Annotated in this window: 20 protein-coding genes and 3 pseudogenes; 11 read left to right on the top strand and 12 right to left on the bottom strand. The window is 73.1% G+C overall.

Features of this window, described 5'->3' with window-relative positions; genetic code table 11:
* Positions 1–261: 261 nt before the first annotated feature.
* Positions 262–1161, bottom strand: a pseudogene (locus OG534_RS01055) (sigma-70 family RNA polymerase sigma factor).
* Between the two features lie 432 nt (positions 1162–1593).
* On the opposite strand from OG534_RS01055, the gene OG534_RS01050 reads away from it, so the two are divergent.
* From OG534_RS01050 to OG534_RS01040, 4 genes and pseudogenes are all read left to right on the top strand, one after another.
* A complete protein-coding gene (locus tag OG534_RS01050; protein ID WP_326586163.1) occupies positions 1594–2175 on the top strand; it encodes a cation:proton antiporter domain-containing protein in 582 nt (193 codons plus the stop codon).
* The gene (locus tag OG534_RS01045; protein ID WP_326586162.1) at positions 2172–2390 is read left to right on the top strand and encodes a cation:proton antiporter domain-containing protein; all 219 of its coding nucleotides are present in this window, start codon (positions 2172–2174) and stop codon (positions 2388–2390) included. Before OG534_RS01050 ends, OG534_RS01045 begins: the two co-directional genes overlap by 4 nt.
* Positions 2381–2719, top strand: a pseudogene (locus tag OG534_RS38595) (hypothetical protein); the annotation flags it as partial. The gene OG534_RS01045 and the pseudogene OG534_RS38595, both read left to right, overlap by 10 nt.
* Before the next feature lie 119 nt (positions 2720–2838).
* Positions 2839–3066, top strand: a complete 228-nt coding sequence (locus OG534_RS01040; protein ID WP_326586161.1) for a hypothetical protein — start codon at positions 2839–2841, stop codon at positions 3064–3066.
* A 75-nt stretch (positions 3067–3141) separates the two neighbouring features.
* Here the strand turns inward: OG534_RS01040 and OG534_RS38590 are convergent, their stop codons facing one another.
* Both OG534_RS38590 and OG534_RS38585 read right to left on the bottom strand, forming a co-directional pair.
* On the bottom strand, positions 3142–3333 hold the full coding sequence (locus OG534_RS38590; RefSeq protein WP_442807018.1) for a hypothetical protein: 192 nt from the start codon (positions 3331–3333) through the stop codon (positions 3142–3144).
* Positions 3330–3692, bottom strand: a complete 363-nt coding sequence (locus OG534_RS38585; RefSeq protein ID WP_442807203.1) for a polysaccharide deacetylase family protein — start codon at positions 3690–3692, stop codon at positions 3330–3332. Before OG534_RS38585 ends, OG534_RS38590 begins: the two co-directional genes overlap by 4 nt.
* Between OG534_RS38585 and OG534_RS38580 the strand changes: the two genes are divergently transcribed.
* Positions 3592–3804, top strand: coding sequence for a hypothetical protein (locus tag OG534_RS38580; protein WP_442807270.1), 213 nt, complete (start codon positions 3592–3594; stop codon positions 3802–3804). The genes OG534_RS38585 and OG534_RS38580 overlap by 101 nt on opposite strands.
* A gap of 384 nt (positions 3805–4188) precedes the next feature.
* Here OG534_RS38580 and OG534_RS01025 read toward each other — a convergent pair whose 3' ends face one another.
* Together OG534_RS01025 and fusA are read right to left on the bottom strand one after the other, a co-directional pair.
* Entirely contained in the window at positions 4189–4650 is a 462-nt protein-coding gene (locus tag OG534_RS01025; RefSeq protein ID WP_326586159.1) for an FABP family protein, read from the bottom strand.
* Between the two features lie 139 nt (positions 4651–4789).
* Positions 4790–6851 (bottom strand): annotated as a pseudogene (fusA, locus tag OG534_RS01020) (elongation factor G).
* A 535-nt stretch (positions 6852–7386) separates the two neighbouring features.
* On the opposite strand from fusA, the gene OG534_RS01015 reads away from it, so the two are divergent.
* Together OG534_RS01015 and OG534_RS01010 are read left to right on the top strand one after the other, a co-directional pair.
* Positions 7387–8274, top strand: a complete 888-nt coding sequence (locus OG534_RS01015; protein ID WP_326586158.1) for a nuclease — start codon at positions 7387–7389, stop codon at positions 8272–8274.
* A 44-nt stretch (positions 8275–8318) separates the two neighbouring features.
* A complete protein-coding gene (locus tag OG534_RS01010; RefSeq protein WP_326593411.1) occupies positions 8319–8627 on the top strand; it encodes an NIPSNAP family protein in 309 nt (102 codons plus the stop codon).
* Positions 8628–8647: 20 nt separating this feature from the next.
* On the opposite strand, the gene OG534_RS01005 is transcribed toward OG534_RS01010, so the two are convergent.
* The 3 genes from OG534_RS01005 to OG534_RS00995 form a co-directional block, all read right to left on the bottom strand.
* Positions 8648–10027 (bottom strand): sensor histidine kinase, encoded by a 1380-nt coding sequence (locus OG534_RS01005; protein WP_442807202.1) that lies wholly within the window; start codon positions 10025–10027, stop codon positions 8648–8650.
* A gap of 76 nt (positions 10028–10103) precedes the next feature.
* Positions 10104–10781, bottom strand: a complete 678-nt coding sequence (locus OG534_RS01000; RefSeq protein ID WP_326586156.1) for a response regulator transcription factor — start codon at positions 10779–10781, stop codon at positions 10104–10106.
* A 67-nt stretch (positions 10782–10848) separates the two neighbouring features.
* A complete protein-coding gene (locus tag OG534_RS00995; protein ID WP_326586155.1) occupies positions 10849–11343 on the bottom strand; it encodes a hypothetical protein in 495 nt (164 codons plus the stop codon).
* Between the two features lie 31 nt (positions 11344–11374).
* Between OG534_RS00995 and OG534_RS00990 the strand changes: the two genes are divergently transcribed.
* Positions 11375–11533 carry a hypothetical protein gene (locus OG534_RS00990; RefSeq protein ID WP_326586154.1) on the top strand — a complete coding sequence of 53 codons (159 nt, stop codon included), beginning with the start codon at positions 11375–11377 and terminating at the stop codon, positions 11531–11533.
* 41 nt (positions 11534–11574) lie between these two features.
* Here OG534_RS00990 and OG534_RS00985 read toward each other — a convergent pair whose 3' ends face one another.
* The 3 genes from OG534_RS00985 to OG534_RS00975 are packed head-to-tail and all read right to left on the bottom strand — an operon-like array spanning position 11575 to position 14820.
* Positions 11575–12603, bottom strand: a complete 1029-nt coding sequence (locus OG534_RS00985) for an FAD-dependent monooxygenase (protein WP_326586153.1) — start codon at positions 12601–12603, stop codon at positions 11575–11577.
* Complete coding sequence (locus OG534_RS00980; RefSeq protein ID WP_326586152.1) at positions 12560–12832, bottom strand: hypothetical protein; 273 nt, start codon at positions 12830–12832, stop codon at positions 12560–12562. Before OG534_RS00980 ends, OG534_RS00985 begins: the two co-directional genes overlap by 44 nt.
* A 56-nt stretch (positions 12833–12888) precedes the next feature.
* On the bottom strand, positions 12889–14820 hold the full coding sequence (locus tag OG534_RS00975; protein ID WP_326586151.1) for a hypothetical protein: 1932 nt from the start codon (positions 14818–14820) through the stop codon (positions 12889–12891).
* Between the two features lie 515 nt (positions 14821–15335).
* Here OG534_RS00975 and OG534_RS00970 point away from each other — a divergent pair.
* Complete coding sequence (locus tag OG534_RS00970; protein ID WP_326586150.1) at positions 15336–15914, top strand: RNA polymerase sigma factor; 579 nt, start codon at positions 15336–15338, stop codon at positions 15912–15914.
* Between the two features lie 878 nt (positions 15915–16792).
* On the top strand, positions 16793–17623 hold the full coding sequence (locus OG534_RS00965) for an IclR family transcriptional regulator domain-containing protein (RefSeq protein WP_442807201.1): 831 nt from the start codon (positions 16793–16795) through the stop codon (positions 17621–17623).
* Between the two features lie 93 nt (positions 17624–17716).
* Here the strand turns inward: OG534_RS00965 and OG534_RS00960 are convergent, their stop codons facing one another.
* Positions 17717–17941: a hypothetical protein gene (locus OG534_RS00960; protein WP_326586149.1), complete on the bottom strand. Its 225-nt coding sequence runs from the start codon at positions 17939–17941 to the stop codon at positions 17717–17719.
* 608 nt (positions 17942–18549) lie between these two features.
* Between OG534_RS00960 and OG534_RS00955 the strand changes: the two genes are divergently transcribed.
* On the top strand, positions 18550–19350 hold the full coding sequence (locus tag OG534_RS00955; RefSeq protein ID WP_326586148.1) for a hypothetical protein: 801 nt from the start codon (positions 18550–18552) through the stop codon (positions 19348–19350).
* The last annotated feature ends 52 nt before the right edge of the window (positions 19351–19402 follow it).

Genomic DNA, 19402 nt, shown 5'->3' with positions numbered 1-19402 from the left:
CGACTTCCAGCCCAACCCGGACCACCGCGGGTCACCGCTCCTGGCCCTCACGCCGCTGGGCCGTGCCACGCTCCAGCGGATCACGACCCGCGCCGACGCGATCCACCGAACGGTGACCGCGGACATCCCCGAGGCCGACATCGCCGCCGCACGCGGCCTGTTGCACCGCCTGATCGACCAGGTGCACCGCCACGAGGACGACGACGCGAGCGGGCCCGGCCGGCCGGGCGGTGCGAAAGCCTGGACGGAAGAACCACAGGTTCAGTCGTCGAGCACCATGCCCAGTTCGAGGTACGCGAGGCGCTCCGGGTCCGTGAGGATGTCGAGCGCGGTGATCCTGCCCTCCCGGACCGTGAACGCCATGACCGACAGCGCCCGGCCCTCCGCCATCGAGACCGCTCCCGGCGTCCCGTTGACCAGCACCGGACGCGCGGCCTCGGCGAACCGGGCGAAGGTGATCGCCTGGGAGGCGACATCCGCCGCGCCGCGGCGCACGAGGGTGGGGCGCAGCGTCCCGCCGTCGGAGCGGGCCACGACCTCGGGGTCGAGGACGGCGACGAGGGCGTCGAAGTCCCCGCCGCGCGAGGCGGCGAGGAAGGCGTCGACGACCTCGCGCAGGCGGGCCCGGTCGGGCTCCGGCGCGGAGCCGCACCCTGGACGCGGCGACGGGCGCGGCTGGCGAGCTCGCCGGGTCGTGGCGGCGGTGCGCCCGAGGACGGGGGCGATCTCGTCGAAAGGCACGGCGAACAGGTCGTGGAGTACGAAGGCCAGGCGCTCGGCGGGGGCGAGGGTCTCCAGGACGACCATCAGGGCGATGCCGACCGAGTCGGCCAGGAGCATTTCCTGTTCGGGGTCGAGCCCCTCCGCGCGGCTGACGATCGGATCGGGAACCCGGACCTGCCCGTCCTGGTCGTGCAGCGGATCCTCGCGCCGCGTGGTGCGCGAGCGCAGCATGTCCAGACACACCCGGCCGACCACGGTGGTCAGCCAGCCGCCCAGGTTCTCCACCGCGGACGCGTCGGAGCGGCTCAGCTTGAGCCAGGCCTCCTGTACGGCGTCCTCCGCCTCGCTTCAGGCGAGCCCAGCATCCAGCAGGCCGCACGCCCGCAGGTGGGGACGGTGCTCCTCGAAGTGCTGCGCCAGAACGCCTTTCCCGCTCACCCGTCACATCCCCGTGTTCTGATCCGTCGGTTCAGAGACGGACGATAACCGACCAGTGCAACGAGCCTGGAATCCAACGAGTTGGAGGATCGAATGGACATCGCCACTTCCCGCAGGCACCGCCTGGGCCTGGACCCGCTTCCTCTGAGGTGCCGGTAGAAGGCGGTTGCGGTCGGTGATGGGGCGCGCTCGGTTGCCCATCGGGACCCGCCACGCTGTTGACCTCCATGGTGGGCGTTCCCTCGACGGGCGCGCGGGTCAGCGCCTCCTCGGGAGGACCTCGACGAAGTCCCGGTGGGGTCGGCGGGCCCGATACGCACCGGGATTTTTCACCCCGGGCACGGCGGACGGTATTCAATGGTGGCCGCGCCGAACCGGCCCTTGTCGCACCATCGTTGAGCAGTCGACTGAACAGCGCTCCCCTTCGCCGACGTGTCACGGGTGGCGGCCCTGAGTACGACCGGCCCCGCCCGCGACGGAAACGAGGAGAACGATGTCCACCACGTGCACCACGCCCGTCCCGTCCGCCCTGTCCGTCCCGCCCGTCCCGCCCGTCCGTCCGTCCCGTCCACCCGTCCGTTCGTCCGCCCCACCCGCAACGACATGACGGCGGGCGAAACGATCCGGCTGCTGGCGGCGCTCGCCGTGATCTGCGCCGCCGCCCACGGATGCGGCTTCCTCTTCGGCGCCGTGCGCCAACCACCGGTCATCGGCGAGGTGGTCGGCGGCATCCTGCTGGGCCCCTCGCTCCTCGGTCTCGTCGCCCCCGAGGCCAGGGCGGCCCTGTTCCCCGCCTCCGGCGCGGTGACCAGCGCCCTGGACGCGATCTATCAACTGGGCCAGCTGCTGCTGATGTTCCTGGCCGGAGCGGAGCTGCGCATCCGGGCGGGCGGCCGGGAACGCCGTACCGGGGCGATCGTGGCCGCGGCGGGACTCGTGGTGCCCTTCGCGGCCGCGCGGGCATCGCGGTACTGGTCCCCGGCGCGTTCTCCGGTCCGGCGGGCTCCACGGTGACGACGGCCCTCGTCGTGGGACTCGCGATGGCGGTCGCGGCCATTCCGGTCATCTCCCGGATCATGATGGACCTGAAGATCATGGACACCGCCTTCGGCCGGATCGTCCTGATGGTCGCCGTGATCGAGGACGTCATCCTCTACGTCGTCCTCGCCGTGGTCGTCGGCCTCGCCCGCACCGGCACCAGCAGCCCGGCCGGCCTCTTGTGGACGTGATCGCGCACCCACCGCGGTCAGTCGCCGACGGCCGCCCACTTCACCGTCGTCAGCCTGCTGTTGCTTGCGCCGCGAGCCTGACCTGGGGCGCCCGGCTCTTCCACCGGCTGGCCGGCCACCGGGCCAACATCGTCGCCCGCCAGAGCCCGGTGGCCTTCCGGCTGATCTTCTTGTGCGCCATGGTGCTGCTGTGCCTGGGCCTCGGCATCAACGCGGTGTTCGGCGCGCTGATGGCGGGCGTCTGCGCCGCCCGCGGCGATCAGGCGGCCGAGAACGAGGCGTCCCGCGAGGCCGGACGGGAACCGGCGGTCTGGTCCGCCATCCGCCAGTTCTCGATGGCGTTCTTCATCCCCGTCTTCTTCGTCCTGGTCGGCATGCGCCTGGATCTGGTGCGCGCTTCGACCCGCTGTTCTTCCTGTGGTTCCTGGCGCTCGCCTGCGGCGTCAAGATGGTCAGCATCTGGGCGGCGGCCCGCCTGGCCGGGGAGGACCGGGTGTTCTCCTCGTCCCTCGCGGTCGCGCTCAACGCCCGGGGCACGATCGGCATCGTCCTGGCCGGCGTCACCCGTCAGGCAGAGCTGATCAACGACCAGTTCTTCGTGGTCCTGGTGCTCGTCTCCTCGCGACCTCACAGATCGCGGGGTTCCGGCTGTCGAAGGTGGCGGACCGACTCATGACGCCGACCGCGACCGGCCCGCCACGGCAGCGGCAGAGATCGGGGCAGGTCTGACCATCGAGGCCGCCCAGGCCTATCAGGCTTCCTCCGTGAGGAAGCCGCGCAGGTCGATGATCTCGTAGCCGTCGGCCTGCGCCGCGTCGATGATCAGCGGGAGGGCGTCGGCGTCGAGGACGACGCCGTCGCCGGAACTGCCGACGTGCATCTGGATGATCGCGCCGGGGGTGAAGGCGTCGACGGCCCGCTTGACCGCCTTCTCCACGCTCATGCCGCCCCGGGGGCCGAGGTAGCCGTTGGTGTCGGCGGTGAACTCGATCGCCGCGTAGCCCAGGTCGTTGACGTCGGCGACGGACTGCCGGGTGGTGGAGCTGTAGGGGAAACGGAAGAACGGCAGGGGCTCGGCCCCGGACGCCTTCCGGATCGCCGCGTCGGCGCGGCGCACTTCGTCCGCGCGCTCCGCGGTGCTGAGTTCGCCGCGAAGTGGGGATGGCTGTAGGAGTGGTTGCCGAGGCCGTGCGCCGCGCCGATGGCGCGCACCGCCGCCGGGTGGGCGTCGGCGAAGTCGCCGGTCGGGAAGAAGGTGGCGGGCAGCCTGCGCCGCCGCAGTTCGGTCAGCACGGTGTCGATCCCGGCCTCGTCCCAGGCGGCGTTGAAGGTGAGCGCCACGACCCTGCGGGACGTCGGCAGCCGGCGGATCTCGTTGCCGAGCAGCGAGGCCGGCGGGCGAGGCCCCGCGTGAGCGCCGCTGCCGGCGGACGCCCGTGCCGTGCGCCGCGGGGCGGCGGCCGCGCCGGAGCAGGGTACGAGCCCCGCGGCCAGCAGCGCCGCCAAGGCGGTACGTCGTCCCACCACCACAACCACCACTCCCTCCGCCGGCGCCGCCGTCGCGGGCCCGTCTCGACTATGCGATGACGGCGCCCCGGGCACCCGCAGCCCGTGCCGGGCACCTGGGTGATCCCGGCCGATGAGGACGCGTACGACGACCACCGCGGCCGGGGGAGCGCAGCCGAGGAGGGAAGCCACCGGGGCGGACGGGCGACGACGGTTCAGGGACGCAGACGCAGGTGCGTCGTGAGGTGGTGCTGCAGGGGCTGCCCCACCGCGGCCATGTCGTGAACGACCGTCATCTCCCGTCCCGGACGGTGTAGCGACGCCGCGTGCCGGTGACCTCCTTGGCCAGCGGGGTCAGCGCCACGTCCTTGGTCTCGATCTCGATCTCCGCACCGGACGCGTGACCGACGTACGTCTCGACGATGCCGGTGGGGTGGGCCAGCACGACCTCCAGGGAGGCCTCGGGCGTCACCCGCCACCACCCGGCCTCGCGCCCCGCCGGCCGCACCGGGGTCCCGGAGTCGTCGATCAGCCACGCGCGCGCCTCGTACCGCAGGAAGGGGCGCCCGTCGTGGCTGAAGGTGATCTCCTGCTCGTACCGGAAGTCCTTCTCCAACGTCGGGTACTCGCCTTGCCCCCGCCCGTGCCAGCGCCCCAGCAGCGGCAGCACGGGCCCCAGCAGGGGGTGCGGTTCGGGGCCCTCACCGAGGACGTGGCTGTCAGGGTAGGGATTCTCCTGCACCGACTCGAACATGTTCACCTTGCCTGTCTGCGGATACCCCGGGATCCGCAGCCTAGCGCGACCGGCTGCGGACCAGCGGCGGGGCGGGCCCGCCCCGCCCCCGAAGTCGGGGACGGGGCAGGCCCGGTACGGCGCGGCGCGCGCCGCGGGGTCACCGGGCCGGCAGGGCACCCGCGACCGAGGCCGGTACCGGCGCCAGACCGGCCGGCCGGGTGGTGAACGTGCCCCGGCCCTGGGTCCGGCCGCGCAGCCGGGACGCGTAGCCGAACAGCTCGGCCAGCGGCACGACCGCCGTGATCACCGCGGTCCCGCCCTCGGACGTGGACCCGGAGACCCGGCCGCGACGGGCCGCGAGATCACCCAGGACGCCCCCGACGCCGTCCTCCGGGACGGTCACGGTGACCTCCACGACCGGCTCCAGGAGCTCGACGGCGCACTTGGCGCAGGGCCTCGCGCAGCGCGAACCGGCCCGCCGCCCGGAACGCCATCTCCGAGGAGTCCTTGGAGTGGGTCGCCCCGTCGGTGAGCGTGACCCGCAGCCCCGTCACCGGGAACCCGCCGAGCGGTCCCTCGGCGAGGGCGTCCCGGCAGCCGGCCTCGACGGCGCGCGCGTACTCCTGCGGCACGCGGCCGCCGACGACCGTCGAGCGGAACGCGAAGGACGCCTCCTCCACCGGTTCGACGTCGAGGACGACGTGCGCGAACTGGCCCGCGCCACCGTCCTGTTTGACGTGCCGGTAGACCAGGCCGCTCACCCCGCGCACGACGGTCTCCCGGTAGGAGACCTGCGGCCGGCCGACGACGACCTCCACCCCGTGGCCGCTGCGGATCTTCTCCACCGCGACCTCCAGATGCAGTTCGCCCATCCCCGACAGCACGGTCTGGCCGGTTTCCGCGTCGGACCGCACCACCAGCGAGGGGTCCTCCTCCGCGAGCCGCGCCAGCGCCGACGAGAGCCGGCCGGTGTCGACGCTGCGACGGGCCTCGACCGACCGACACCACCGGTTCGGCCACCGAGGGCGGTTCGAGGACCAGCGGCGCCCCGGCGCGCACAGGGTCGTGCCCGCCCGGCCGCCTTCAGCCCGACCACGGCGACGATGTCACCGGCCACCGCCTCCTCCCGTTCTCGTGCCGGTCGGCCTGGACCCGGGATCCGGCCGACCCGCTCGCGGCCCGTGGCCGCGTCCAGTACCCGTCGCGCCCTGCGCGGGGTGCCCGCGTAGACCCGCAGGTAGGTGAGCCGCCCGGTCGCCGTCGCCGTCACCTTGAAGGCGAGGGCCGCGAACAGCCCCGCCGGATCGGGAGCGCGCTCCTGCTCCGCGCCGTCGGCCATGCCCTGCAGGGCGGCATGTCGGCGGCGACGGTAGCTCGCCGAGACCGCGTCCGGCAACGGCTCGATCCCGCGCGTTGCGGTACGCCGAGCCGCAGAGCACCACGACGCCGTCCCCGCGCAGGGTCAGCTCCCGCAGGGCGCGGGTCAGGCTCTCCTCGGCCAGCGCCGACGTCGCGCAGAACTCCTCCAGGGCGTCGGCGTGCAGCTCCGCCACCGTCTCCTCCAGGAGCCGGCGCCGACGCTGCGCCTCTTCGCGCAGCGGTTCGGGGACCGGCCCCTCCTCGTAGGTGCCGGTGTCGGCGTGCCAGTGCAGCGCGCGCATGCCCAGCAGGTCGACGACGCCGGTGAACGAGTCCTCCGCCCCGATGGGCAGCTGAACCACCGAGGACGGCGCCCAGCTGCTCGCGGATCGACGCGACCGCCGTGTCGAGGTCGGCGCCCGCCCGGTCCAGCTTGTTGACGAACGCGATCCGCGGCACACCGTGCCGGTCGGCCTGCCGCCACACCGTCTCGCTCTGCGGTTCGACGCCGGCGACGGCGTCGAACACCGCGACCGCCCCGTCCAGCACCCGCAGGGAGCGCTCGACCTCGTCGGAGAAGTCGACGTGACCCGGGGTGTCGATCAGATTGACGCGGTGACCGCCCCAGTGCAGCTCGGCCGCGGCGAGGAGGTGATGCCGCGGTCGCGTTCCTGGGCGTCGAAGTCGGTGACGGTCGTGCCGTTGTGCACCTCGCCCCGCTTGTGGATGGCGCCGGTCGCGAACAGGATGCGCTCGGTGATCGTGGTCTTGCCGGCGTCGACGTGGGCGAGGATGCCCAGATTGCGGACGGCGGAGGGGAAGTGGTCGTGAAGGGTCGCCGGTTGGCGCGCATGGCCCAGGCCTTTCGAGTGAGGAGAGAAAGGGCAGCGCGATTCCAGGACGGCAGCTTCGGTCCCGCGGCAGCCGCGGCGACATCGCCGCCCTGCCCGGAAGAGGTCCGGGCAGGGGCTACGGGGAGCAGCGGGAAGCGGACGGAACCTAAAGGTGCGTCGCGGCGCATCGGAGACGGCCGCGCAGCCGGCACCGCGCGCTGCGAGACACCGGGATCACGTCGTACCGGGACGGGGGAGCGAAGGCGGCGGTGCGGTACGTGCACATGGCGCGGCTCCCCTTCTCTTCACTCGGCATGAGGTGCGCGGTGCCCTGTCGGCAGCGCGCACGGCGAGTCCCTAGAGAAGCAGGTTGGCCGCCGTCACCGGATTTTCCGGGGCCGAGCCACGGGGCCGAGCCACGGGCTCGCGCCACCGCGAACCGTCGGCCGCCGCTCCCGTCACCGTCTGCGTCCAGCGTTCGCCCACGAACCCACCCCGACATGTACCCTGAGTGACGAACTGCTACGCAAAGTGATCGCCCTCGACGTTCGCGGGAGCCGCCATGTCCATGTTGCTGATCAGAGGGTCGTTCCGGGTGAACGGCGGTGCCAAGCCGGACGGCGACACCATCCCGTTCATCCCCGACGACGTGGAGGACTGGAAGCTCGTGCCGGGGCGCAGCCAGATCGTGCCCAAGGCGGACGGTCGTGCGAGCGTGCGCCTGGAGGGCATCGACGCGCTGGAGACCCACTACAGCAACGGCAGTTACGGACCGGTGCGGCACCAACCGCTGAAGTTCGCGCACAGGGCCGCCGACGCGATGCTGACCTGGCTCGGTTTCACCAGCATCGACCGGCACCCGGACGAGTGCGTCACCACCATGCCCGACAGCGTTCCCGGCTTCCTCCTCACCCGTGGCGCCGACGCCTACGGCCGCTGCGTGGCCCTGGTCGGCCGCCGCACCCCGCCCGCATACGGCGGCTACGAGATCGACGTCGACGAGGAGATGCTGAAGCGGACCGTCAACCACCACCTGGTCTCGATCGGGCTGGCCTACCCGGCCTTCTACACGGGTCTGCCCGCCCACCTGCGCGAAGTCCTCAAGGCCGCTGCCCTGGCGGCGCGGGGGGCCACACCTCCCAAGGGGCTGTGGTCCGACGACGTGACCGTCAAGGGTGCGAAGATCGAGGACATCTCCTCGATCACGGACGCGGACGGTGTGGTGATCCTACCCAAGCTGTTCCGCCGGCTGAAGGACTATCTGGACTCCGCCCCCGCGAACGCGTCACTGGACTGCTTCCCCGCCTTCCTGGCAGGGGCCGCGGACACGTTCCGCATCCTGCCGGACGGCGAGCTCATCACCGGCCTGCACAAGGTGGTCGAGATCACCAACAGCCGGACCCTGCGGATGACCCACCCAGCCGAGGACATCCTCTTCGACGAGAAGTGAAGATCGCCGCGGGGCCGAGCCGGCGCACGGCATGATGCCTGCCGATCACCATTCATCTGAAGTACGAGATCGACCCCGACAGGCTCGAGGACTTCGAGGAGTACGGTCGGCTCTGGGTCAAGCTCGTCAACGGCTTCGGCGGGACCCATCACGGCTACTTCCTGCCGAGCGAGGGCGACAGCGACATCGCCTACGCCCTCTTCTCCTTCCCCAGCTTCGCCGCCTACGAGCAGTACCGCACGGACAGCATGTCCGATCCGGAATGCCAGGCCGCGTTCGAACTCGCCCGCCGCACCCGCTGCATCAAGCGATACGAGCGCCGCTTCCTCCGGCCGCTCGACACCAACCCCTAGGCAGGGCCGCCCCACCGCGGTCAGGGCCGATGCGTCGTCGGCAGTCGGAGCACCAGCCGGGCGCCCCGCGCGGAGTCCTCGGCCGTCAGCGTGCCGCCGTGGTGGGCGCTCAGGTCACGCGCGATGGCGAGGCCCAGCCCGGCTCCGCCGTGGTCACGGCTGCGCGAGTCGTCGAGGCGGGTGAAGCGCTCGAAGATCCGCTCCCGGTCGGCCGCGGGGACGCCGGGACCGTCGTCGACGACCTCCAGCACGGCGACCTGCGCCCGTGGACCGCTACCGCTACCGCTCCTGGTGCGCAGCGTGACGTCCACGCGCCGATCGGCGTAGCGCTGGGCGTTGTCGACGAGGTTGGTGACGACGCGGCCGAGCCACAGCGCGTTCGCGGTCACCTCCACACCCGGTTCGAGCCTCACCTCCACGGGGACCCGGTCGCCGAGGCGGCTGTCCACCACTTCGCGCACCAGGACGGTCAGGTCCAGCGGCTCGGCCCTCGCCGGCTGGGCCGCGTCGATGCGGGCGAGCAGCAGCAGGTCGGCGGCGAGGTGCTGAAGCCGTTCGATGTCCTCGAGGGCCCCGCCGATCAGCTCGGGCCACAGTTCGGGGTCCCGGACGGCCAGGGCGACCTCCAGCTGCGTGCGCAGGACGGTGATGGGGCTGCGCAGCTCGTGGGAGGCGTCGGCGATGAACTGCCGCTGGCGGATGCCGGACGCCTCCAGCCGGTCCAGGGTGGCGTTCATGGTCTCGGCCAGGCGGGCGACCTCGTCGTGGGTGGCCGGCACCGGCACCCGGCGGTGCAGGTCGCGGTCGGAGATCGCGGCGACCTCGGCGCGGATCGCCTCCACCGGCCGCAGCGCGTGGCCGGTGACCCGCCAGGTCACCAGCGCGACGGTGGCCAGCAGCAGCGGCATGCCGATGACGAGGGCGGCGGTGGTGGTGTCGTCGGCCGCGTCCACCTCCCGCAGCGAGGCACCGGCATAGACGGTGGCCAGGCCGTCCGGGGTGTCCGTGATGACCTGGACGACCCGCTGACGGTGCTCGCCGTCGAGCGGGCGGACGTTCCAGGTGTGGAAGCGGGTCCCCGGCCCGCCGGGGCCGGCCGGCGGAAGGGCCGGCACTCCGGGCAGGTTCGGGCTGGCGAACAGGATGCGCCCGTCGGCGCTCACCACCTGGACGAACTCGACCCCGCGGGCCGGCAGACGGGCGCGTCCCAGCTTCCCGGTGGCGGCGAGCTGGGCCACGGTCTCGGCCTGCCGCCGGGCGTCGTTCTCCGCGTTGCGGAGCAGATTGGCCTCCAGCAGCCCGAGCAGGGCGAACGAGGCGACGGCGAGGGCCGCGGCCACCACCACGCTGGCGCCCACGGTGGCCCGCGCCCGCACGGTGGTGGGCCACATCCGGCGCAGCGCCGGCCACCGGTTCAGGGCCGCGCCGCCGAGCACGCCCAGGGCGGCGCCGACGCGGCGGTGGAGGCGGGTGCGCTCAGCCACCGTCGGCCGCCAGCCGGTACCCGGCGCCGCGTACGGTCTCCAGCGCGGCGCGGCCGAACGGTGCGTCGATCTTGCGGCGCACGGCGCTGACGTGGACCTCGACGACGTTGGGATCGCCGTCGAAGGCGCTGTCCCACACCTGCTCCAGGATGTCCCGCTTGGGCACCACCTCGCCGGAGCGCCGGGCCAGATACTCCAGGACCGCGAACTCCCGTGCCGTCAGCCGGATCTCCGTACCGCCCCGGGAGCAGGAGTGCCGGGCGGGGTCGAGCAGCAGGTCACCGAACTGCATCACCTGGGGGCGCCGACGGCCCGTACGCCGTCCGAGCGCGCGCAGCCGGGCGACCAGGACGAGGTAGGAGAACGGCTTGGACAGGAAGTCGTCGGCGCCGGTGTCCAGGGCCTCCGCCTCGTCGTACTCGCCGTCCTTCGCCGTGAGCATCAGGATCCCCGACTCGTTGCCGGCCGCGCGCAGCTTCGCGCAGACCCGGTAGCCGTTCAGGCCGGGCAGCATGATGTCGAGCACGATCAGGTCGTAGTCGTGCTCGGTGGCCATCCACAGGCCCTGGGGCCCGTCGAGGGCCACGTCCACCGAGAAGCCCTCCGACTGCAGCCCTCGCTGCAGGGCCACGGCCAGCCGCCGTTCGTCCTCCACCACCAGTACGCGCATGTCGAACAGGATCTCAGGACCGCTCCGCGGTCGGCTGAAGAGGTCTTCAGGTGGCTTCAGCGGGGCTTCAGGTTCCGGTCAGCATGCTCTGCAACGAGCCGGGTACAACGCCCGGTTGTCCTGAGGAGTGCCTGTATGTCTGATTCTGTCCCGGCCGGCCGAGCAGCCCGAGTACGCCCCCGAGGCCGGAGCCCGCAAGCGCGCGGTCCTGGGCCGCCTGGTACCCCGCGGCAAGCGCGCCCGCTGGGTGGCGGCCGGCGCGGCCGTGGTGGTCGTGGGCGGCGGAGCGGTGGTGGTGGCCGTGGCGGACCATCACCACGACCACCACCAGCGTGCGGACCGGGGCCCGCACATCGTCTGGTCCGAGCCCGGCGGCAAGGGCGGGCTCAAGCGCGGTCCGCAGGCTGCCGAGCCGCCCCACGACCGCGAGGTGGAAGGCCGTCCCGGTCAGGTGGGCCCCAAGCTGCGCGAAAAGCTCGGCGGGCCTGCCGGACCCGCCGGGCCCGGCGGCCTCGGGGAACTGCGCAAGGCGGCGCCCGCGCCCCTTCCGGTCCCTGGCCATCGGCGACGCCGCCGACAAGGCCGCCGCGGCGGTGACGGGCGGGAAGGTGGAGAGCCTGCGCGTGGTCGGGCAGGAAGGCGGCGGCAGCGCCTGGCTGGCCGTGGTCCTCGGACCGGACGGCGTCCGGCACGCGGTCACCGTGTCCGGCACGGACGGCACGGTCACCAGCAACACCACCGTCGACCGGTAGCCGCGCCGCACCGCGAGGTGGCGCGCGCGCCAGGGCCGGGCCTACGGAGTCATGGCACGGCCCCCGATGCCCGGCGCCCCGGCGAGCTGCCCCCGCCACCACGCCTCCATCTCGCTGCCGTTCATGCCCGCCCAGGCCGGAGTCCGCTCGACCTGGGCGCGGCCCAGCCGGCGGGCCAGCGCGACCAGTTCCCGTCCGGCGGCGCCGCGGGTCTCCTCGTAGCCGCGCAGCAGCTCCTCGAAGGACTCGGCGCGGCGCCACCCGTCGGCGAGGGCGGTGGCGTCCTGGAGGGCCTTCGCGGCGCCGCTCGTGTTGTGCGGGCGTACGACACTGGCCGCGTCTCCCGCCAGCAGCAGCCGGCCGGCGGCGGTGCGCGCGGCCTCCAGGTCGTAGATGGGCTGGACGAAGGTGTCCGCCGGGTCCGTCAGCGCGAGCGCCCGGCCCCAGTACGGCGGGAACTCCCGGTCGAGCAACGCGGCGAGGTGCCGCGCCAGCTCGGGCGTCAGACCGCCCGGCGGGAAGCTCGTGGGGTCGTCGAAGCGCAGCTGCCCGTCACGCGGCGGCGGGGCGTAGAGCACCCAGTTCACCCGGGGCCCGGTCGGCCCGGGGATCCGGTAGACGACGCAGGTGCCGCCCGGGAAGCAGACCGTGGTCACCGCCTCGGGCACCGAGTCCGCCGGGCCGCCGAGTTCCGCGAGGCGCGCCGCGTCGAGGTTCCCGCGCCAGCACACGTACCCCGCGTAGTGCGGCCGGGACTCCGGGCAGACCGCCGCGCGCACCACCGACCGGTACCCGTCGGCGCCGACGACCAGGTCGTACCGCTCGACGGAGCCGCCCGCGAGCCGCACCTCGGCGCCCGCGGTCCCGGTCCCTTCGACGCCGGTGACGGTCTCCCCCTGCCGGTAGACCACCGAGTCGGGCACGGACGCCCGGAGCCCGCGCCACAGCAGGCCCCAGTGGTAGGAGTGGAACGGGAACGGCTGCTCCCAGATCACCCGCCCGCCCGCGCTGCCGCCGGCACCACCGTTACCACCGGCTCCGCCGGCCCCGTCGGTGTCGTCCCGGACCACCCAGCGGCGCCGCCGGAGCGGGTGCGCGCGATCCCTCGGGCAGGCGCCCGCTCGCGCCGAGCTCCACGGCCCGTTCGTCGTGGATGCACAAGCCGACGCCCCGGTCCTCCAGCCGCCCGCGCGTGCGCTCCAGCACCACGACCTCACCGGCGCCCGCCCGCGCCGCCGCCGTGGCGATGGCGCAGCCCGCGATGCTCCCGCCGACCACCGCGACCGTTCCGCCCCGCATTGACCGCCTCCTGTCGAAACACCCTGCACGTGACCGACGTTCTGCGGCGGACAATGCTACTCATTCCGCCCCGGCGCCGGATCCGGACCCGGGGAAGCCGCCGGACCCGGCCGGGCCGGCGGGGTGGGCTGCGCGGAGCCCTGGAGGGCCAGCGCGGTGAGCACGACCAGCGAGTTCGTCCAGCCCAAGGGCGCCACCGCGGACGGATGACCGGCCCCGTTCACGGTTTCGGGGAGCTCGCCCAGGCCGTTGCGCTTGGACAGCACCCAGTCGAGCACCCTGCCCGCCTTCGCCTGCTCGCCCGTACCCGACCAGGCGAGGGCGAAGAAGGAGGTGCTGGCCGTCCAGGCGTACGACCCCCAGCTGAAATCGGGGTCGTTGCCGGGCGAGACGCCGCCGTTGGGCAGCAGCAGCGCCCGGTAGGTGGAGTCCAGCGCCTCGCCGAGACCGGGCGGCGCGGCGTTGAACGGAGGTGCCATGAACGCCACCGCGCTGTCCCGGCCGTGCTTGCCGTCGACGGTCCGCTGGTACCCCAGCGGCGCGAAGGCGGCGGCGATCCCGGCGGACAGCCGCCGCGCCGCGTCGGCCCAGCGCTCCGCGTCCCCGTCCATGCCCAGCCGGGCGGCCAGGTCGGCCGAGGCGTTGAGCCCGGCCAGCAGGGGAGCGGCGGTACCGATGTTCGTGGTCGTCGTGTCCAGCTCCCAGTAGTCCGGTGACGCCGGAGGCAGCCCGTCCGGCCCCAGGGAGCGCGCGGCGTGGTCGGCCGCCTTCCGCACCATCGGGTAGAGCTCGCGCAGCCGTTCGTCCCGCCCGTCGGGCGCTGCCGCCTGGTACCACTGCCAAGTGGCCCAGGGAACCCAGCCGTTGCCGTCCAGCTGCCACTTCCGCGCGTCGGGCGGTCCGCTGCCGTCCAGCTTCGTACGGGCCTCCCAGGTCCCGTCCGACCGCTGGGTACGGGCGTCGAAGCCCAGGATCCGGTACGCCTCCTCGTCGTGCCCGGTGGCGGCGAACGCGGCCGCGGCGAACGCGCCGTCCCGGGGCCAGGAGTACTCCCACGGCGGCGACCACCCCGCGGCGAACGCCCCGTTGGGCTTCAGCAGCGCACGCATCGACAGCAGGGAACGCTGCGCCGCGGCCCGCTGCGCGGCGGTGGCGCCCGGCACCCGGCCCGCGGCCAGCCAGGCGCGGCTCTCCTCGGCCTGCGCCAGGGCGCCCGGGTCGTCCGCCGCGACCACGACCGACGCCGAGGCCCCGTCGGGCAGGTACCGCCACCTGCCGGAGGGCAGGCGCAGCACGTTGCTCCCGTCGACGTAGGAGGCGCCCACGGCGAAGGAGGGCAGCACCGCCTCGGTACCGCCCACCCGGTTGGCCAGCAGGCCCGACGTACGGGCCGCGAGCGCGGAGGAGGGTACGTAGCAGGGTTCGGTCTCCCCGCAGCGCTCACTGCCGGTGGGATCGACGTGGAAGGCCAGCCGGGAGGCATCGGCGTGCCAGCCGCCCCAGTACGCCCGGTCGTAGTTCCAACTGGTCTGCGAACCGGGCACGGACCGGCGCGTGCCGTACCAGGCGACCGGCTTGTTCTCCGCGGTGGTCGCCTGGACGAACAGGTAGTACGTGGCGCCCGCGGTGACGGAGGCGCTGACCGGGAACTCGACCCAGCCGGCCCCGGCGCCGCCCAGGGCGGCGAGGTCCACGGTCTTCGAGGCGATCACCGAACCCGCGTCCGCGCGCACCCGGCGGATCTGGGCGGTCACGGTGCCCGTCGCCGCCCCGCTGCCCAGCCAGACGCTCACCCGGGAGAGCCGGGTGCCGTCCACCGTGAACGCCTGGGCCGCCGCGTTGTTGGTGGACTTCACGCTGAACAGCGCGGTCTCGTGGAGGACCTGACCCTCGTACAGCGCGGCGGCCGCGGCGTCCGGGAGCGCGGCGGGAACAGCGGCCAGAGTCAGGGAGATCAGGGCGGGCAGCAGGGTCCTCGCGAACGCCATTCGGATACAGGCCCTTCCATGAGACGGGCGCGCGGGGCGGGAGGTGCCGGGGCGCCGAAGCTGGACCCACCATGCAGGCATCCGGTCCTGAGGGCGGGGGAGTCGGGCCGTGTCCCACCGGATGGGGCCGCATCGACATCCGATCGTGTGAAAGAAGCAGCGGCGCCGACCGGGGGCGGGCGGGGGCGGCCGGGGGCGTGCGCGGGCGGACTGGGGCGCGCAGCGAAGCGGATGCGCTTGCTTTCGAAGATTTTCGGAGACCGGCCTGCACGATCGGGTTCGTTTTCCGATGGGGTGGTGATTGGGAGCGCCTGGAGCTCCGCGGCTGCTGGTCCGGGGGCAGGCATGCCGGTTACACCTAGTCCACTTGGAAGGTTTCGCGACGACGTGAATGTTGCCGAGATGGTCCCCCTCGCGCTGTTAGTCGCCACCGCGGTCCGTTTTCTCGAAATCCGTGTCCGTGACGTCCCCGCCGCCGCACCGGTGAGCGGCGGCGAACAGCTGTGGGGGAGCGTATGAGCGAGGGCGAATTCGATCCATCGGGGGACCAGGCGGTCTCCAGCGAGCTGGCCGGTGTGCTGCCGGTGGAGTTCACCGCTTTCCACTCCCAGCAGCACCGCGCCTACCTGCGCTATGCCCACCTGCAGCTCGGCAACCCCAAGGACGCCGAAGAGGTCGTCGACGACGTCTTCACCTTCCTGCTGAAGGTGTGGCGCCAGGCGCTCAAGGAGGCGAGCCTCCACGGCTTCGCGTGGGCGGTGCTGCGCGAGCACGTCGAGAGACGGCTGGCGGTCCTGGGCCGGCAGGTCGCGATGGTGGAGACCGCGTGGTTCGCCGCGCTGCGCCGTTCCTCCCGGGAACGGCTGGAGTTGCTGGAGTCGAAGCTCGGGCTGTACGCGGCCATCGCCGGCCTGACCGAGCGGCAGTACGACGTGGTGCTGCTCGCCTTCCTCCTGGGCAACGACTCCGACACGGTCGCCCGGATGATGGGGATCTCCCCCGCGACGGTCCGCTCGCACATCCGCGGCGCACGCCGAACCCTGTCCCGCAAGCTCGGGGTGGCCTGGATCCCCGGAGAGGAGAAGGACCAGTGAGCGACATGCCCTGCAACCGCGACATGCCGCTGTGTGAACTGGACGCGGCCCTGGAGGACGCGACGGTGCTCGCGGAGGAGTACGCCGGATACGACGAGGGCGCCGCCCGGCGCCGGATCGCCCGCCGGATCGTCGCCGACCGTGCCCGCTCGGCGCGGGGAACCACCTGCGGCCCAGGCGTACCGGCGCGGAGGCAGCCGGGCTGGTCCGCCGCCACCGCCACCGACGACCTGGTCCTGGACGCCGCCTGCCACGTACGGGCCGCCCGCGGCCTGGACGACCTCACCTGGTCCCTCGTGGAGAGCCGGTCCTTCGCCGAACTCGCCCTGGACGTCGACTCCTGGCCCCACGGCGTGGACTCGGCGCTGCTGTTCGGCTGCCTGCTCCACCTGGCCGACCGGATGGAGGGGGCGCAGTTCTGGTTCCAGTACGCGGCCGGCGCGGGCTCGCAGACCGCCGCGCGCTGCCTCTACCTCCAGCACCTCTCCCGTGCGGAGGTCGCGACCGCCCGCTACTGGATGCGCCAGGCCCAGACCCTGCCCCCCGACGATCACCTGCCGCCCCTGCCGCCGATCCCGGAACGCCTCGAAGAGGCCCTCGGGGCCTCGGTCATCTGGACGTCCCCGCCCATCACGACCCAGGACCTCACCGCCCTCACGGGCGGCCCGGGCGGGGCCGGGCGCCCACCGTTCCGACTCCCGACGCGACTGCGCCAAGCCCTGATGGCGCGGCCCCGCAAGGAACACCCCGACCTGGGGGAGGTCTTCACCCCCGGGCCGCAGGTCGCGGTCGCCGTCGCACAGAACGCACGGCTCAATCCCCTGCACCTGACGGACGAGGCGAAAGCGTGGGCCTTCGAAGCACTCAAGCAGCCCCACCTGACGCACGCCGCCCGCAAGTCCCCCGAAGGACGCCCGGCACCCGCCGCGCTGGAATCCGTCCACCAGGCACTGCGTGTCCTGGAGGTCATCAACCGCTACTCGGGCGGTGTGAACCTGACGCAGATCGCCCGCGAGACGGGGCTGCCGCAACTGGTCCTCGCCCGGGCCATGGAGCAGCTGATCCGTGCGAGCCTCGCCACCCCGATCGGACCGGACGCGTACGTCGCCGGCAACGCGCTCCTGCTGGCCGATTCGGCGAGCGGAGAGGGCCGCGGGCACCTGCGCGAGACCCTCGCCTGGGTGAGGGACGCGGTCGGCGCCGCCGTCTACGTCGCCCGCTACACCGACGGCGAGGTCTCCATCACCCAGTACGCCGATGGACCGGCCACGCCCGTCGTCGACGAATGGGTCGACTTCCGGGCCGCCGCCCACGCCTCCGCGGTGGGCAAGGCCCTGCTGACCCAGCTCGACTACGACGACCGGGAGGACCATCTGGCCCGCCACCGGCTCACCCGCTTCACCACCCACACCCTGACCAGCCAGCAGGCCCTCTTCCACCAGCTCGACACCCGCCCGCCCAACGCACCGCTGCTGGACCTGCAGGAGTACGCGCTCGGGACGGTGTGCGCGGCCGTGCCGATCACCGCGGGCCCGAACCCGGAGTGCGTGGCCCTGTCCATCCCGGTCCCCGACCCCGGCCGGCCGAAGCAGGCCGCCCGGATCCTGCAGAGCGAGGCGGCCGCGGTCTTACTCGCTCTGATCGTCGCCGGCAGCACCCGGCCCACGGCACGCACGCCGGAGAACACCATCCTGTCCACCACCGCCTAGACCGGCCGGCAGCCACTCGGCTGGTGCGGGCTCGGGGAATGTCGGTGAGGGGCGGCCGGATGTCACGGGACATCCGGCCCCTTCTCCGTGCTCTCACAGCTCCGGCAGCACGTCTTCGTCACCCGGATAACGGCCGTGCTCCAGCCGGAAGATGTACGCCCGCAGGTCGTCCGCCAACTCACCGGCCAGGTATGCCTCGTAGTCCCGCAAGCCCTCGGCCGCCTCGCGCTCGTCCTCCTGCTCGCTCCCCTCCCACTCCACGAGCATGGTCGCGATGTACTCCTCGACCTCTCTTCTGGCGTGCCACCACTCCCGCACGGCAGCGGGCGTCCATTGCAGGTCGCCGTCACAGGCCCACGCGGCCGGCAGGTCCTCGGCTGCGGCCAGCGCGCGAGCGCGTACCTCATCGGGGTCTTCGGCTGCCGGTACACGAACTCGCCGTATCCCTCGAGCCGGTCGCCGTAGAGCACGTGCCGGGGTGCGTACCCGCGCCCGGTCCAGCCGCTGTCCGCGCCGGCCGTGTAGAACGGCCCGGGCACGTTCAGCCGCGAACGGTACTGCCACTGCCCGTGGAAACTCCGCTCGGGCTCACCGTCCGGGAGCGCCGCCACTGGCTCCCATTCTTGCGTCCCAGTCATTTGGTCGTTGGAGGGGTGGCGCTCTGCCGAATCCATCTCCCGCCCTTCTCTGCTCCGTACACGCGGTTCCGCACCCTGCCGTGCGCAGTGGCCCGGCATCACCTGCGTCCGGCCCAGGGTAATCGCGCACCGCTGAGGGCAGGCGCTCGACCAGCTGGAGCTGGTCGCCGAGACCCTGCGGGCGCCCGTCCGCGTCCGCTGCGTTCCGGCGGGCCTGGTCGTTCGCGCGCCTGCTCGGGAGGGGGACGCGCAGGTGCGTGCCTCCGCCCGCCGTGGGATAACGGCCCCATGGGAGAGTCCCCCGCGGCCGAGGCCGCAGAGATCAAGATCAGCTTCGCGGGTGCGGAGGCCGGGGCGGCATTCGAGGCGCTGGCGCTCGACCGTGACGAGGCGCGCCATCGCGTCATCCACTTCTGGGACCGGCCGGAGAGGTCGGCCGGCGACGGCGTCGCACTGCCCCTGCTGGACCGGGGAATCATCCTGCGCCTGCGCCGGGACAACGAGGAGCTCGAAACCAAGCGTGATGCGGACATGACCGTGAAGCTGCGGCCGTGTCCCGCGCTGCCGACCCCTTGGCGGGAGAGCCGCGAGGGAGAGGACTGGGAGTTCAGGATCGAGGAGGACCGGACCGGCCCCGCGTTCGAGGCCATGCTGTCGGCCTCGCTGGAGGCGGAGGGGAAGTTCGGGTCGGCGCTGGAAGCCGAGGCCGGCTCACCCGACCGGATGCTCATCGAGCCGCAGCTGGAACTACTGGGCCTGCTGGAGCAACTGGAGCTGCTGGACCTGTCGGACGCCGGCGGGCCGGGCGAGGACCGCTTCGACGGCCTGACGGCGCTCGGTCCCGTGCACGCGGCCAAATGGAAGGAGGAGTGGGACGGGCTGCCCGGCACCGTGGCGATCGAGGAATGGACCACCGGCCAGGGCCTGCGTTTCCTGGAGGTCTCGGTGCGCACGGCCATCGCCGAGGCGGCCGAGGTCCAGGAGCGGCTCGGCCGTGCTCTCCGTGAGCGAGACATCAGCCCGCCGGCCTTCGGTGAGACCAAGACCCGGGCCGTGATGACCGCGCTCGCCCGCACCGTACGGCTCTGACGACCGGGGGCGGCGGAACGGCCTCCGCCCCTGGGTGATCCGTGTCGGGGGT

Origin of the sequence: Streptomyces sp. NBC_01294 (genome assembly GCF_035917235.1) — a bacterium.
Taxonomy (GTDB): Bacteria; Actinomycetota; Actinomycetes; order Streptomycetales; family Streptomycetaceae; genus Streptomyces; species Streptomyces caledonius.
The sequence above is the reverse complement of the archived record's forward strand: the minus strand, read 5'-3'. Positions and strand labels throughout refer to the sequence as shown.